General features: G+C 48.7%; 12 protein-coding genes. 7 read left to right on the top strand and 5 right to left on the bottom strand.

The genetic code is table 11. The features are described from left to right. Positions 1–195 precede the first annotated feature (195 nt). A complete protein-coding gene (locus tag DXA57_RS14845; RefSeq protein ID WP_117768060.1) occupies positions 196–1605 on the top strand; it encodes an MATE family efflux transporter in 1410 nt (469 codons plus the stop codon). Here the strand turns inward: DXA57_RS14845 and DXA57_RS14850 are convergent. Beyond that, entirely contained in the window at positions 1594–2490 is an 897-nt protein-coding gene (locus tag DXA57_RS14850) for an AraC family transcriptional regulator (RefSeq protein ID WP_117768061.1), read from the bottom strand. The two genes, DXA57_RS14845 and DXA57_RS14850, sit on opposite strands and share 12 nt — an antisense overlap. A gap of 178 nt (positions 2491–2668) precedes the next feature. Here DXA57_RS14850 and DXA57_RS14855 point away from each other — a divergent pair, with 178 nt between their 5' ends. Both DXA57_RS14855 and thrH read left to right on the top strand, forming a co-directional pair. Beyond that, the gene (locus DXA57_RS14855; RefSeq protein WP_117768071.1) at positions 2669–4699 is read left to right on the top strand and encodes a glycoside hydrolase family 31 protein; all 2031 of its coding nucleotides are present in this window, start codon (positions 2669–2671) and stop codon (positions 4697–4699) included. A 115-nt stretch (positions 4700–4814) separates the two neighbouring features. After that, positions 4815–5420 carry a bifunctional phosphoserine phosphatase/homoserine phosphotransferase ThrH gene (gene thrH / locus DXA57_RS14860; RefSeq protein WP_117768062.1) on the top strand — a complete coding sequence of 202 codons (606 nt, stop codon included), beginning with the start codon at positions 4815–4817 and terminating at the stop codon, positions 5418–5420. 51 nt (positions 5421–5471) lie between these two features. Here the strand turns inward: thrH and DXA57_RS14865 are convergent, their stop codons facing one another. The 4 genes from DXA57_RS14865 to DXA57_RS14880 form a co-directional block, all read right to left on the bottom strand. Further along, complete coding sequence (locus DXA57_RS14865) at positions 5472–7652, bottom strand: HelD family protein (RefSeq protein ID WP_117768063.1); 2181 nt, start codon at positions 7650–7652, stop codon at positions 5472–5474. 85 nt (positions 7653–7737) lie between these two features. Beyond that, positions 7738–8085 carry a helix-turn-helix domain-containing protein gene (locus tag DXA57_RS14870; RefSeq protein ID WP_117768064.1) on the bottom strand — a complete coding sequence of 116 codons (348 nt, stop codon included), beginning with the start codon at positions 8083–8085 and terminating at the stop codon, positions 7738–7740. Between the two features lie 139 nt (positions 8086–8224). After that, positions 8225–9436: an ATP-binding protein gene (locus tag DXA57_RS14875; protein WP_117768065.1), complete on the bottom strand. Its 1212-nt coding sequence runs from the start codon at positions 9434–9436 to the stop codon at positions 8225–8227. 74 nt (positions 9437–9510) lie between these two features. Then, on the bottom strand, positions 9511–11685 hold the full coding sequence (locus tag DXA57_RS14880; RefSeq protein ID WP_117768066.1) for a glycoside hydrolase family 36 protein: 2175 nt from the start codon (positions 11683–11685) through the stop codon (positions 9511–9513). Positions 11686–11989: 304 nt separating this feature from the next. On the opposite strand from DXA57_RS14880, the gene DXA57_RS14885 reads away from it, so the two are divergent. The 4 genes from DXA57_RS14885 to DXA57_RS14900 all read left to right on the top strand — a co-directional run bounded on the left by DXA57_RS14885 (position 11990) and on the right by DXA57_RS14900 (position 15822). Continuing rightward, positions 11990–12784 carry a hypothetical protein gene (locus DXA57_RS14885; RefSeq protein ID WP_117768067.1) on the top strand — a complete coding sequence of 265 codons (795 nt, stop codon included), beginning with the start codon at positions 11990–11992 and terminating at the stop codon, positions 12782–12784. A gap of 99 nt (positions 12785–12883) precedes the next feature. After that, positions 12884–14713, top strand: coding sequence for a DNA helicase RecQ (gene recQ / locus DXA57_RS14890; protein ID WP_117768072.1), 1830 nt, complete (start codon positions 12884–12886; stop codon positions 14711–14713). A 3-nt stretch (positions 14714–14716) separates the two neighbouring features. Next, positions 14717–15178: a YbaK/EbsC family protein gene (locus tag DXA57_RS14895; protein WP_117768068.1), complete on the top strand. Its 462-nt coding sequence runs from the start codon at positions 14717–14719 to the stop codon at positions 15176–15178. A 38-nt stretch (positions 15179–15216) separates the two neighbouring features. Further along, entirely contained in the window at positions 15217–15822 is a 606-nt protein-coding gene (locus tag DXA57_RS14900) for a hypothetical protein (protein WP_117768069.1), read from the top strand. The last annotated feature ends 488 nt before the right edge of the window (positions 15823–16310 follow it).

The following is a 16310-nucleotide window of genomic DNA, read 5'->3' on the forward strand; positions in this document are numbered from 1 at the left end:
GGGATGTGAAAAAAGATCTGTTTTTTTAACGGTTTTTTAGCGGGGAAATGCAAAGAATGACAGGTTTTGCGGTTTGTGATCCAAAACCTATTGATTTTTACTTTGACTGCGGTATGATAGAATTACGAGATGCTTTTCATGAACGCAGATCGCGAAGCGACCGCGTTCATGAGAAAGTAGCGAAGCGGATTGCGAATGTCCGCTTTACTGAGCATCTGTGAAACGGGAAAGGAAGAAAAGAATGTGAAGAAAAACAAATATGAAATTGATATGTGCAACGGATCGATCATGGATAAACTGATCTCCTTTTCGCTGCCATTGATGCTGTCCGGGATTTTGCAGCTGATGTTCAATGCGGTGGACATTGTTGTGGTTGGACGGTTTTCAGGAAGTGAGGCTCTGGCGGCGGTGGGTTCCACGACGGCCCTGATCAATATGTTTACCAACCTTTTTATCGGTGTGTCGCTGGGAACCAGTGTATTGACCGCCCGATTTTATGCGGCCGGCCGGGACCGGGAGGTTTCAGAAACGGTTCATACCTCGATCACGCTGGCGCTTCTGAGCGGGATCCTCATGATTTTTGTAGGGCTCTTTTTTTCACGGGGAGCGCTGGAGCTGATGGATACGCCGGATGATGTCATTGATCTTTCTACTTTATATATGAAGATTTATTTTATGGGCATGCCCTTTTTTATGCTCTATAACTATGGAGCAGCGGTGCTCCGGGCAGTCGGGGATACGAAACGGCCGCTCTTATTCCTGATCATCTCCGGTATTCTCAATGCAGGACTGAACCTGTTTCTTGTGGTAGTCTTTCACATGGGAGTGGCTGGTGTCGGGATCGCCACAGTGGTCTCTCAGATGCTTTCCTGTGTCCTGGTGCTGATCTGTCTTTATCAGGCGGAGAGCAGTTATCAGCTCAGATTTTCCAGACTGATGCTGAAGTGGACTTATCTGAAACAGATTTTTCAGGTGGGAGTACCGGCAGGCATCCAGAGTACAGTCATCAATTTTTCCAATGTACTCCTCCAGTCTTCCGTAAATTCGTTTGGTTCCATTGCAATGGCAGGTTATACGGCAGCCAATAACATTCTGGGCTTTCTGTATGCTTCTGTCAATTCCGTTACCCAGGCATGTATGAGCTTTACCAGCCAGAATTACGGTGTCGGTAAATGGAAACGGATGGATCGTGTGCTTCTGGACTGTATGATTCTGACGACAGGAATCGCTCTGGTGCTGGGCGGCGGTTCTTATCTGTTCGGACCGGAGATCCTGAAAATCTATACGGACAATGAAGAGGTCGTGCGGAGCGGCATGGAGATCCTGTCCTTTACTACAGTCACCTATTTCCTCTGTGGCCTGATGGATCTTTTCCCGGGAGCATTAAGAGGGATGGGGCGTTCCGGTGTACCGATGATCCTTTCTATCCTTGGAACCGTTGGAACCCGTATCGTCTGGATCTTCTGGATCTTTCCGGCTCACCGGTCACTGGATATTCTCTTTATTTCCTATCCGGTATCCTGGATTCTGACGATCCTCATGCAGGTAATCTGTTTCTGGTTTGTGAGAAGGAAAGTACATGAAAGTATCCGTTCACGGGCATGAGGCGTGAGCCTTCCTGTATTCGCCGGGAGTGCAGTGCATGTATTTTCGGAAAGTCCGGTTGAAATAGCTGATGTTGCTGTAGCCGCAGCCGGTGGCGATGGTGCTGACCGGTTCCGAATCGGTGAGAAGCTGATCACAGGCGATGCCGATCCGGTAATAATTGATGTATTCGATGAGTGTCATATGAACCTGGGATTTAAAAAAGCGGCAGAATTGCCCTTCGCTCATATGAAATGCCGAGGAAAGTCCTTCGAGTGTCAGGACAGAGCTGTAGTGCTCCTGAATGAACCGGAGGATTTTTTTTGTGAGCAGGACACGGGAATCATCCCTTTGATAAACGCGGAGCGCTTCTGTGGCGGGATAGCGGCAGAGATAGTGCCAGATCCGGAGAAGTTCCGCTTTGATGAGGAGTTCGTGAGAGGAAAAATCCTTCTGATACAGAGAGCGGATGGCTTCCAGAGAGGAGCAAAGCTCTTGATAGGGAGGAGCATCCCGAGAAAAAAAGGTCTGAAAAAGCAGTTCTCCGGTGGTCTGCCGGTGGATGTATTTCTGCTGGATGTCATCGTTTCCGTAGCTGCTGATCAGTTCCAGGCCGAAGACCACGGCATAGAAGGTCAGAGGAAGACCGGGAGGAGCGGAGATGGAATGTACCTCTCCGGAACTGAAAAAAAGGATATCTCCGGCGGAGACAGGAAGGGAGCGGCCATTGACATGGGCAGTTCCCGTTCCCTCGGTAAGATAAAGCAGTTCGTATTCTTCATGCCAGTGTGAAGTCACCCGTTCGGAACGGGAAGGATCGGATGTATATTCATGTACCATGAGATGAAAGCGCAGATCTCCGTGGAGAACTGTTTCGTGGATCGTGCGGATATCCGTTTTCTTCATGAAAGTCTCCTTTTCTCTATTGGTCAAATTTGTGTTAGAATCTGTGAAAAAACATCAAGTATTTTCCTCTTGGGATTAGTATAATACAACTATCAGAAAAGTGCCACTGCGTTTTGACAGGGCGGAAATGACAGGTTCCGGAAGGCGGAATGGCTTTCCGGAAGAAAAGGAGGAGCTTATGCAGTTTTGTGGAGAAAATGGAGTATTGACGGCCTGCCTGGGCGGAGAAACTCTGTGTATTGAGCCATGGGGAAAGGATTCCCTTCGTGTGCGTGCAACCAGATGTTCCAGATTTACCGATCAGGACTGGGCATTGACAGAGGAGCCGGAAGCAAGCCAGGCAGTGGTGGAGATCGGTGAAGAGGATCACTGGGTCGGAGACGGTACCATTGACAAGAAGGAAATCGCATCCATCACAAACGGACGGATCAAGGCCGTGGTAAACTTCCGTGGAGTGATCACCTATTATCGTGACGGAAAACAGTTCCTGCGTGAGTATTTCCGTTTTTATGACGGAACGCTCTGTAAAGAAAGCCGCTGCCTGAAGGTGGTAAACCGTGAGTGGAAGGGCGTGATCGGCGGCAGCGAGTATCAGCTGAATGTGAAATTTGAAAGCAATGACGGAGAGAAGATCTTCGGAATGGGTCAGTACCAGCAGCCGTATATGGATCTCAAGGGCTGTGTGCTGGAGCTGGCACAGAGAAACTCTCAGATCTCCGTTCCCTTTGCCGTATCCAGCCTTGGCTATGGTATGCTCTGGAACAACCCGGCGATCGGTGAAGCAACCTTCGGAAAGAACTATACGGAGTGGACGGCCCGTTCTACCAGACAGATGGATTACTGGCTCACGGTTGCGGACAGTCCGAAAAAAATCGTAGAAAACTACACAGCTGTGACCGGGCGTGCCCCCATGTTCCCGGAGGACCGCATGGGTCTGTGGCAGTGCAAACTCCGTTACCGCACACAGGAGGAAGTGCTTTCTGTGGCAAGACAGTATCAGAAGGAAGGCATCAAGATTGATCAGATCGTCATTGATTTCTTCCACTGGACTGTGCAGGGAGACTGGAAATTTGACAAGACCTACTGGCCGGATCCGAAAGCCATGGTGGACGAGCTGCATTCCATGGGGATCAAAGTGATCGTTTCCGTATGGCCTTCGGTAGACCGCAGAAGTGAAAACTTCCAGCCCATGATGGACAGAGGACTTCTGATCCGCACGGAGCGCGGCGCTGACCAGACGTATGATTATCAGGGAGACTGCGTGGAGATCGATGTATTCAACCCGGAAACAAGAAAATATGTCTGGGAGGTCTGCAAGAAGAACTATTACGATCTCGGTATCGATGCGTTCTGGCTGGATAATTCCGAACCGGATTACGGTGTTTATGATTTTGACAATTACCGCTATGCAGAAGGACCGGCGCTTTCCTGCAGCAATATCTATCCGCAGCTTTACAGCCGTGTCTTCTATGATGAAATGAAGAATTTAGGAGATGGAACTGTGGTAAATCTGCTCCGCTGTGCCTGGGCAGGAAGCCAGAAATACGGCAACGTGGTATGGTCCGGTGATGTTCCCAGTACCTTTGAGGCATTTTATGACCAGCTGCAGGCAGGACTGAACATGGGACTTGCCGGAATTCCCTGGTGGACGACCGATATCGGCGGTTTCATGACGGATGATGTAAACGATCCGGATTTCCGACAGCTTCTGATCCGCTGGTATGAGTTTGCTGTTTACTCCGCAGTGCTCCGTATGCACGGCGACCGAGGTCCCTACAACATTCCGGCTCTGGATGACCGTGACTGGGGCGGCGGATATCTGCATACCGGTCAGCCCAATGAGCTCTGGAGCTATGGCGAGGAGAATTACCGGATCATGAAGAAATATTATGATATCCGTATCTCCATGCACGATTACATCCGTGATCTTTACAAAGAAGCTTCCGAGAATGGTTCTCCGCTGATCCGTACCATGTTCTATGAATTCCCGGAGGATCAGAAATGCTGGGAGCTTCAGGATCAGTATATGTTCGGAAGCGAGTATCTGGCAGCACCGATTTTCCATCTGAACCAGTTTGAGAGAGAGGTTTATCTTCCGTCCGGATGCCGTTGGACGGACACCAGAGACGGAAAGGTTTATGAGGGCGGACAGACGATCCTGGCTGACGCTCCGCTGGATTCCATGCCGGTATTCAGGAAAACAGAATAAAAAAAGATATCCGTAGAACAGGAAAGCTGTCTTGCATGACTTCCGGAAGTATGGTATGATGGACTACAGTAACGTGATGCAGTGCATCCGAGTGTAGGAAGGAGAGCAGACGAATATGTATATTACCTGTCTGGATGTAGAAGGAGTGCTGGTACCGGAGATCTGGGTTGCTTTTGCAGAAGCGAGAAATCTCCCGGAACTGAAGAAAACCACCCGGGAAGAGCCGGATTATGATAAGCTGATGAAGTATCGGCTGGATATTCTGAAAGAACATGGTCTTGGTCTGAAGGAGATCCAGGAAACCATTGAGACGATCGAACCGCTTCCGGGAGCCAGAGCATTTCTGGATGAGCTTCGGACGTTTTCCCAGGTGATCCTGATCAGTGACACCTTTACGGAGTTTGCAGCACCGCTGATGAAGAAGCTTGGATGGCCGACGCTATTCTGTAATTCTCTTGAAGTGGCGGAAAATGGTGTGATCACAGGCCATAAAATGCGGGTGCAGCAGACCAAGCTGACGACTGTAAAGGCTCTGCAGTCGATTGGTTTTGAAACCATTGCCAGCGGCGATTCCTATAACGATCTTGGTATGATCCGGGCAAGCAAAGCCGGTTTCCTTTTCCGAAGCACCGATAAGATCAAGGCGGAAAATCCGGATATTCCGGCCTATGAGACCTACGGGGAACTTCTGGATGCGATTAAAAAAGCAATGAAAGACTGATAAGTACAAAAAAAGGCATTGCCTCCACATACAGGGGGCAATGCCTTTTTCTCAGCTATGGATGATTTCGTAAGCGTACAGCTCGTGAAGTGCACGGGTAGCGGCGATGTATCTCGCCTGACGGACCAGCGGACGCTGGTCTTTTTCCGGGAAAATGGAGAATACCTGGTCAAATTCCAGGCCTTTCGCCAGATAGAAGGTGGTGACGGTGAGGCCTTTGCGGAACGTGGTGCTGTCCCGGTGAAGAAGGGAGAGGGCATTTTTTACATCAAAGTCTCTGGCGGTAAGCTTTTCACGAAGGATCGCATAAGCCTGCTCGGCCTCGGCGGCGGTGCGTAAAATGACAGCCGCAGTCTCGAAAATGGGTGCGTTGTCAGCAACCGGTTCGCCCGGGGTGTCAGAATCGTGCCTGTCTGCATTCCGGACAACAGGACTTTCACCGGAAGCATTTTCGGGAAATCCTTCCGGTGATGCAGCCACCAGCTCCGGATCGAGCCGAAGTTCCCGAACAGCGGCATCAAGCGCCTGATCCAGGGAAGAAAAAGTCTTTTCTGTCACCGGTTTTCCGTGGCGGTCGAAGAGCTCCACATCGTCCACGCCGGTGAGCGCATTGGCGTAGGAAGAGATTTCGACGGTGTTCCGGTAGCTCTTGTTCATAACGATGCGGCGGATGTCTTTCCCGAAAATTTTCGGCAGGAAGGAGAGGGCGTCCTGTTTTTCATCAGCCATGGTCTGCGCACGGTCTCCCAGGATCGTCATGCGGCAGGAGAACATTTCCTTGAGGATGAGATACTGAAGGCGGGAGTAATCCTGCATTTCGTCTACGACCAGGTGTTTGATATCCTGTCGTCCCTTCCGCTTCTGAAGCCGGTATTTGAGATAAAGGACGGGATACACATCTTCATAAGCCAGTTTCCGTTCCTCGGGGGGAAGATCCGGCAGCAGCGGCAGCCCTTCCTCCTCCAGAAAACGGTTGTACAGGACATAGAAATCACGGGTATCGTACATCTGACGGAAACGGGAGATGAGCTCTTGCTTTTCCTCTTCGGGAAGATCTTTGTTTTTCAGGGTTTCCACTTCATCAATGAAGGTATCTGCCACAGCATCCATACGGGAGAGAAGAGGGATCTCCCCAAATTTGTTATAGAAAAGATCCAGGAGCCTGCTTTCTGTCAAGGTCACGTTTTTGTATTCTACCGGGGCAAAATTCATCAGTTCATCCTCCAGGCGGAGCAGGAAGCCTTCCATATGGGTGATGAAGCGCTGAGACTGTTTTTCAAGAGCTATCGGATCCTCTTTGTCAGCCAGAAGATTCCGCTCGATCTGATCACAGCGGTCCTCACAGTCGGCAGCTGTTCCCTTGAGCTGGCGGTAGGCAAAAAGATCAAAGCTCATTTCCTGTATGTTTTCCTCACCCAGCTCCGGAAGAATGTGGGAAATGTAGTCGGAAAAGACGCCGTTTGGGGATAAGATCAGGATATTCGAGGATTTCAGATGCTTCCGGTCATGGTAAAGGAGATAAGCGATCCGATGGAGCGCCACAGAGGTTTTTCCGCTTCCGGCAGCACCCTGGATTACAAGAATCTTATCACTGGTGTTGCGGATGATAGCGTTCTGTTCCTTCTGGATTGTGCGGATGATATTTTTCAGCTGGATCTCACCGTGACTGCCGAGCTCTGCTTTCAGGATTTCATCATCGATCTTGGTGTCGCTTTCAAAAGCGTAGACCAGTTTTCCCCGGCGGATCTTATACTGCCATTTGGCTGTGATCTCGCCGGAAAATTCACCCATGGGAGCCTGATAAGAAGCAGGACCCTTATCATAATCATAGAAAAGACCGCTTACCGGAGAACGCCAGTCATATATCAGAGGCAGGGCACCGGTTTTCTCAGCAAAATTTCCGATGCCGATGTAAAAAATCTCCGGTTCCTCATCTCCTTCGTAGCAGAAATCCACCCGTCCGAAAAACGGAGAATCCAGCATTTTCCGAAAACGGTGTTTCAGCTTCAGCTGCTCCTGATTGGCGTTGATCTGATGAAGCAGAGCCTGCTGGTTGTCAAAATTTTCATAGCCGTACTCGTCCATCTCCGTGTAGTTTTGCCAGTAATACTCATGCATTTCATCAATTTCTTTCTGACCTTCCAGAAGGGATTCGTCAATGGAAAGGATCCGCTGCCGTATTTTTTCCAGAACTGCGTCCAGATAAATCCGTCCGTCTCTGTTATCTATCATAAAAACCTCCAGTTTGTCGTAATAAAAGGATAACGGTCCAGAAACATTTCTGAACCGTTATCAGTATAACAAAGATCGTCTGCCTTCACAAGGTAGTTTCTTTTTCGTTTTGTGCGATCAGTTTTCTGGCATAGGCAACAAGATGACCGCGATCCTTCTGATCCAGCTTCAGATAGATGCTCATCAGTTCCTTTTCTTCTGTAGGAAGTTTTTCCAGAAAAGAAGAGCGGTCAAAAAACTGTGGAATGGTAAGTCCCAGACCTTCGCACATTTTTAACAGGGTGCGGTAGGTCGGAGTGGTGCCTTTCTGAAACATGTTCCGGACGGAGCTTTCCTGAAGTCCGGAACGCTTGGCAAGCTCGTAAGAAGTGATATTGCGTTCCTCGCAGAGCCGGCTGATCTCTTCTGCAATTTCTGATTTTTTCACGTCCATGCTCTGTATGCTCCTTTCGACAGTTTCCTTCTTTTCTGACGTTAACTGTCATAAGTATATCCAGAGCCGCTACTTTTCATAAGTACGTAAAAATAAGAGCAAGTGCAACTAAAAAGAGATGGTAAAAAAGCCGGGAAGCTTAAGAATCTTCCCGGCTTTTGCGTTCATCGTAATCATCGAGGAAACAGTAAGCTTCCTTATCTTTATGATAACCGATGATGGTACGCAGATTGACATTCTGTACACTGTTGAAAATATTGGATTCAATAAAGGGGCTGATCTTGCGGAACTGGGCGATGAGTTCTTTCATTTCATCGCGTTTGGAGCCCCGGCCGCCGCCGCAGGAAGTACAGTTTTCCGTGAAACGGCAGGCACACTGGATAAAATGAAGATCGTTGGAATCTCTCCAGGCCTTGATATCTGCTTCTTTTACCAGGTAAAGGGGGCGGATCAGTTCCATACCTTCAAAGTTCTGGCTGTGAAGCTTTGGCATCATGGTCTCAATTTTGGCACCATAGAGCATTCCCATAAGGATGGTCTCGATGACATCATCAAAATGGTGACCGAGAGCGATCTTGTTGCAGCCCAGTTCTTTTGCATGGGAATAAAGGTAGCCACGGCGCATTCTCGCACAGAGATAGCAGGGGTTTTTATCAATCTCGGCTACCACATCGAAAATCTCCGTTTCGAAAACAGTGAGAGGGATTCCGAGGATCCGGGCATTGTTCTGGATGATCTTCCAGTTGTCGGCGTTATAACCGGGGTTCATTACCAGAAAGACTAACTCAAAAGAAACAGGGCCATGCTTCTGAATCTCCTGCATGAGCTTGGCCAGAAGCATGGAATCCTTGCCTCCGGAGATACAGACAGCAATCCGGTCACCATCCTGAATGAGCTGATAATCCCGGATAGCTCTGGTAAATGGACGCCAGATGGATTTCCGGAATTTTTTGATCAGAGTCCGCTCGATCTCTCTGGTCCGTTCGGTTACAGAATCATTGGAAACCATGCGTTCCAAGGAAAGGCGGAGCCAAGAACGGTAGCCGCCTTCAATATTTACGGCCTGATAGCCGAGTCCGGTCAGAATCTTGACGGCTTCCTGACTCTGATTTCCGGTGTGACAGAATACGTAGACAGGGCGGTTTGTAGGAATCGCGTTTTCTACTGCTTTGACGGATTCCGGTTCAAAAAAGCCTTCCTCCGAACGGTCTTCGTCCAGATTTTTTTTCATAGGGACATGGATGGCTCCGGGCAAAGATCCCCTGCGGAAATCGTCCTCGGAGCGGATGTCCAAAATCGTAATATTGGAACGGTCGAGGTTTTCCAGTTCTTCGACACTGATGGTATGCATAAAATCCTCCGTGAAAATAGGTATAGAAAGGTTTATTTTTGCCTCTACCATCATAAGGATTCACTTTTTAAAAGTCAACTGTTTTTTGTATCCGCTTTTTCATAAGCAGGTTTCAGCTCAAAAAGCCGGGCCATGACCGGTTTTGGAAGTGCAGCCTTTACTGCCTTTTGGACAGGATCGTAAACCGCATCGGCACTTTCCCGGTCAGGATAAATGCAGGTAACGGAAAGCTCTTCACCGCCGAGAGCATTTCGTACCGCAGCAGAGACGGGAAGTGTCACGCAGTCAGCTTTGCCGCCTCGTTTCCACACAGCCAGATAGGCCTTTCCTTCTACGAAAAGACCAAGGCTTACGATCTCATCAGAGTAGCCGGCGAGACCGAGAGGCCAGAAGGGACGGGAAATGCGGATATCCTGGCGGATGGTCTTATAAATATCCAGTGCCTGTTTTACGAGGGCTTTCCGTTCCGCATCCAGCTTTGCCAGATGGCCGCTCTGATGAATCCTGAGAAGCATGGCACTGACCATGTTGAAAATCACTTCTTCCCGGAGGGCATCCGGCGAAATAGCTTCTTCATGATTCATGGGATATGCCCAGACAGCAGCCTGTTCCGGGGTAACGCCGGTAGGCGCATTGGCTGCAATGACGGCATACTGAAGATAATTCTCCTGATCACTGGTGGACTGGATGCTGCAGCGGGAGAGCATACCGTAATCCATGCGGAGACCGCCGCTGGAGCAGTTTTCAATGATCAGCTCCGGGTGGCGTCTGAACAGACCGTCCAGCCAGGAAAGATAAGCACGCTCATGTTCCAGCATGCCGTCACCGACGCTGTCCGCATAGAGTTCTGTTCCGATGCCGGGTTCGATGTTATAATCGGTCTTTATATAACCGACACCGTAATCACGGACAAGCTTGTCCACGACCTCATTCATATGGGCGCGGACGGCAGGATTGCGGTAATCCAGCTGGAAACGGCTCCGGTCATAGACACGTTTTCCATGGCGGACAAAGAACCAGTCATCGGGAAGCTTTCCGGCAAGGCCGCAGTGGATGCCCATGACTTCCGGTTCCAGCCAGACACCCGGGATCAGACCCTTGCTTCGGATGTAATCCGTGACCTTTTTGACACCTTCCGGAAAGCGTTTCCGGCTTTCTTCCCATTCGCCTACGCTGTCCCACCAGTCGCCGTCTGCATACCAGCCGGCATCGATGCAGAAGTATTCACAGCCGGCTTCTGCAGCCGCATCCACCAGCGGATATTCTTCCTCTGCTGTCGGGTGGCCCCAGAGACAGTTCATATAGTCGTTGAAAATGACAGGCAGCTTTTCATTATCCTGATTTTTTCTGCGGATCTTCCGGCGGTATTCGGTAAGCGTACCCATCGCATCGTCAAAACCGGTGCCGGTGACACCGACTGCGGCCGGTACGGTGGTGAAACGATCGCCCGGATTCAGATTCTTGAACCAGTGTGAATAGAGCTCATTGGGGCCGCCCAGTGCCAGATAGAAATGTCCATTCTGGTCGCCGATCTCCCAGTGCCAGGAACCGTTGTGATCGATCTCCCAGAAAATACCCGTATGTACTTCTGTATTTTCCAGATAAGCCATGGGAAGGTATTCCTTGGCAGACCAGTTTCCGGTGTTGGAAATATGGAGGTGGTTGGAGGAGCGCTGAATGGAGGGCTCCTGGACCAGTTCCATGCCAAGTTCCGGGAAAGTATAGGCTTTCCAGTTCAGTTCCCGCTGCCAGCCGTTGTGCGGGATCCGGATCTTCAGCTTTTCATCTCTGGAAAGGTGGCCTTCTTTTTCAATTCCTTCATAATGGAAGTTGGCAATATACTCCAGAGTCTGTGCTTCCGTGCCATTATTTGTCACGGTATGCCAGGTGCGGATCACGGGAAGTCCATCATAAAACTGCCAGAAGGAGTCGGCAGTGACACCGCTTTCTTCATCTTTCGTGTGGAAGGTGATAAGCCGGCCAAATTCGTTTCGCTCATCGGAATGAGAAAGATATTTCATCCGGTAACCGGGAGCGGTCACGATGTATTTGTTGCCATGGCGTTCATAGGGGCGGTCAAAACCGGAGAGATTTATACTGAGGAAGGGGAAGCCTTCCGGAATGGCCTCAGCGACGAGGTCTTCTTCTTTGAGAGGAAGTGCAGAAAAGTGGAGAAGTTTCAGATCCCGATTGTCGGTGACGGCGAGACGGATGTAGATCTGATTTTCGTGAAGATCAATGAAATGCATAGTAGAAAGCTCCTTTCCTGAAAGGTGTGATTCATATAGTAAGTTCAGGTATCATCCAAATATTCAAAATCCGCTGATTTACTGCGTAAATCGCTACTTTTTCATATTTGGCGTGTCCCAAGTTCAAAAGCCTTATCGTGCAAGCACGAACAGCTTTTTGACCTTTTGACACTGGTATCATTATATCATAACGGAAAGAAAAACAGAAACTGTTATAAAAAATTATTCGGATGCGGGAAAAAGACTTGTATAATCAGAAGGTATGACGTAAACTGATAGAATAATAAAAAAAGGAGGAAGAGAAATGGGATTTACAGGAGGTTATTACACAGGAAGAGGAAGTGATTCTTCAGCAGCGTTTATGGCAGTTTTTCTTGTTCTGGCAGTGGTACTGACGGTACTGGCTTTTATTTTTATCGTACCGGAGAACCGCCGGGCAAAGCTGAATGCATTTGGAAAATTTCTGCATGATACATGCAATTTCAATTATCTTCTCATTGAGAAGCTTCTGCAGGCACTCTATATTTTTCTGACTGTTTTTTCAATCCTTACAGGTGTTTATACACTGTTCCAAAGCTTTGGAATGGGACTGCTGATGATGATCGGGCTTCCGCTTCTGATCCGTCTGATCTATGAATTCCTGATGATGACGGTACTGCTTCTGAAGCATGTGATCATGATCGACAACAAGCTGAAAAATCAGAACACCGGTGATAAAAAACAGCAGCCGGAGGCTTCTGTTTTTGCGAGCCGCGAACGGAAAAAGCCTGCTCCTGCACCGGCAAAAGAGCCTGTAAAGAAAGCCGCTCCGGCAGCGAAGCCGGTGGCAAAACCTGCAGCGGAGAGACCGGCTCAGCCAGCGAAGCCAGCGGCAGAAAAAACGGTTCCTGCAGCAGAGAGACCGGTTCAGCCGGTAAAACCCGCAGCAAAGCCGGCTCCTGTCAGCACAACACCGGAAGCATCCGAGGCAGCGGTTACGGAAAAGCCGGCGCCTGTGAAAACGTCACCGGAAGCACCGGCCAGACCCAAAGCAGTTTTCTGTACAGAGTGTGGTTCCAGACTGGATGAAAACGGCAAGTGTCCGAATTGTGGGAAATAAAACCGGACACGGAAGAGTTATGAAATCTGGTAAAAACAACATGGTGTGGTTTCCTATGGAAGCCGCACCGTTTTGTTTCTGACGAAGAAAGGCGTCTCTATGACAAAAGAAGAAGTTTTAAAGAAATATTTTGGTTATGACAGCTTCCGGGCAGGGCAGGAAACGTTGGTAAACGGGATCCTTTCCGGCAGGGATACACTGGGGATCATGCCGACAGGAGCCGGAAAATCGCTCTGTTACCAGATCCCGGCTCTTCTCATGTCCGGCATTACCCTTGTTGTTTCGCCACTGATCTCTCTGATGAAGGATCAGGTCACAGCACTCAATCAGGCAGGGATCCATGCTGCTTATTTAAACAGTTCTCTTACGCCCGGGCAGTATCAGACTGCCTTGCGGAATCTGGTCCAGGGACGTTACAAGATCGTCTATGTGGCACCGGAGCGTCTTTTGACAGACAGCTTTCTCTGGGCGGCTTTTCAGATAGAAATTTCCATGGTCAGTGTCGATGAGGCTCATTGTATTTCTCAGTGGGGACAGGATTTTCGCCCGAGCTATCTGAAGATCCCGGATTTTGTGGAGCAGCTGCCGGTAAGGCCTGTGGTCAGTGCTTTTACGGCGACAGCAACAGCAGAAGTAAGAGAGGATATTGCAGCGATCCTGGGGCTGCAGGATCCGGTCACCCTGGTCACCGGTTTTGACCGGAAAAACCTGTTCTTTTCCGTAAAGCAGCCAAAAGATAAGCTTTCTTCCACACTGGCATATCTGACGGAGCACAGTGGCGAATGCGGGATCATCTACTGTCTGACCAGAAAGACGGTGGAGGAAGTGCACAATGCCCTGGTAGGCAGAGGCTTTTCGGCAACCCGTTACCATGCGGGCTTAAGCGATGAAGAGCGGAGGAAAAATCAGGAGGATTTTATTTTTGACCGTAAGGAGATCATGGTGGCGACCAATGCTTTTGGCATGGGAATCGATAAATCCAACGTCCGTTATGTTCTCCATTATAATATGCCCAAAAATATGGAGAGCTATTATCAGGAAGCAGGAAGAGCCGGAAGAGACGGCCTTCCGTCAGAATGTATCCTTTTTTACTCCGGACAGGATGTGGTGACGAATCAGTTTTTCATTGATCGGATGGAAGCGGCGGAAGGGATGGATGAGGAGACAGCGGCTCTGGTTCAAGAACGGGAGCGGGAACGGTTGAAAAAGATGACCTTTTACTGCTTCACCAATGAGTGTCTCCGAGCCTATATTCTCCGGTATTTTGGGGAGTACGGGGATAATTACTGCGGAAATTGCTCGAATTGTCTCACACAATTTGAAGAAAAAGACGTGTCGGAGACGGCGAGAAATCTCATCGGCTGTGTGAAGACAGCCAGACGGAGTTACGGAATGACGCTGATTGTGGATACGGTCCACGGCAGCAAAAACAGCCGGCTCCTCCAGGTGGGCATGGACCAGAATCCCTACTACGGCACCTGCGAGGAAGAGCCAATCTACCGCCTTCGCCAGATCCTGAACCATCTTCTGGTGGAAGGTTATCTTTTTCTCACAGATGACAAATATCCGGTGCTGGAGCTCACGGAGAAATCAGAAGAAATCCTGAATGGCAGCACGCTTCTCATGAAGACCGCCAAAGAACAGCCGAAAAAAATCAAAGAGAAAAAGCCGAAGAAACGCCTGCTGGCCGAGGAGGGAGAGGTGGACTACGACCTCTTTGAAAAACTCAGAGGGCTTCGCATGGAGCTTGCGAAAAAAGACCGGGTGCCGCCTTATCTTGTTTTCACGGATAAGACTCTGACACAGATGTGTCAGCTCCGCCCGAAGTCAAAAGAAGAAATGCTCATGGTAAGCGGCGTGGGCGAGAATAAATTCAGAAAATACGGGGAAGCGTTCCTTGCGCTTCTCAACGAAGAAAGGCAGGACTAAGAAATGTCATTAGTAAAAGCGGAAGAAGATCTCAAAAAGAAAGGAATGCTGGATCGCGTAATCCATCTGGCAGCTTCCACGGCGACGGTGGCGGAGGCCGCCGAAGCCCTCGGCGTGGAACCCGGAATGATCGCTAAGACCCTTTCCTTTCTCCAGGAAGAGAAGCCGGTTCTGATTCTGACCGAAGGAACCGCAAAGATCGACAACCGGAAATACAAAGATACCTTCCATATCAAAGCCAAAATGATTCCCTTCGAGGAAGTGGAAACTCAGGTCGGCCATGCCCCCGGCGGCGTCTGCCCCTTCGGCATCAACGAAAATGTCACGGTCTACCTGGACGAAAGCCTGCGGCAGTTTGAAACCGTCTACCCCGCCGCCGGCGACGACCACAGCGCCGTGAAACTCACCGTGGACGAACTGGAAAAGATTGCCGGAGCCACGGGCTGGGTGGATGTGTGCAAATAAAAAGAATATACACTGTACTAGAAAGGAAAAAATAGTGAATGGAAATACAACGAATTGATACATACGCGGATAGCAGATTTTCTGAATGTGCGTTGTTTCAGCATGGATGTTTCCTTGTAGAGGGAAGACCTTATGAAATAGAAATTATTTCTGATTTTGAAGCGGTAGTTCGAGGAGAAGAAAAAGAAGTATATTTGAAAATCATCGAAGAATTTAGATTTTACGCTCCTCACATTACAAAATTTTATAATAGCCGGGGAAATATAATAAAAGAATATTCAACTGTTTTTATAAAAACAATTTCACTTGAAGAAATTCAGCCTTCACAGTTTTATGTAGATGAGGAAAAGGTTTTTGCAATTCAAAAATTTGTTCATAGCGCAAATGATATTATAATTCCGGTAATGTCATATAAAGGGCGCTATATCTCTCTAGATGGTCATACACGTTTATATTATGCAGTGTTAAATGAATGGAAAGCCGTCCGGGCCGTTGTGGAAAGTTCAGACGTGTATATTTTTGATTTTGTGAAAGAGGCGCAAAAGCGCGAGATTTATACGCCACAAGACATAAAAATGGTAAGTCATAGTGAGTATGAGAAAAAGTGGTATCAGTTTTGCGATGAGTATTTCAAGACACATTAAAATAGCTATCCTACACTGTCAAAAATGCGTCAATTTCCCTAATGAGCCCAATGGGCTCTTTGGAAAATTGACGTATTCACCAGCGCCATCTACATGGGCTACCATGCAGGACTTGATGCATAAATTATAAAAAAGAAATGCGCTCCGGGCGAAAAAAATCCGGGACGCATTTTTTTATGATAAACTATAGTCAGAAAGAAGGATAAGAGAAGGAGGAGAGGGGAAATGTTTTTTCAATCAACTGCAATCGTGATTCAAAGCGACCGAACTTACCATGAAAGTGGCAACCATCCTGGTTCCCTTAACAGAAGTGCTGAGCATTTACCGAAACACTTCCCTGTTATCCGGAGGAGAAAAAATGGACTTTACAGTTTCTCTGCCTTTTTGAGTGATGCCATTGCGAAGTTCTATGAGTGATAAAACCAACAAGTGAACTACTCGGTAACTGAGTTACCAGAGCATCTGAATAGAGGCGGGATACCGCCTTT

Source organism: Blautia sp. OF03-15BH, from assembly GCF_003463065.1.
Taxonomy (GTDB): Bacteria; Bacillota; Clostridia; order Lachnospirales; family Lachnospiraceae; genus Limivivens.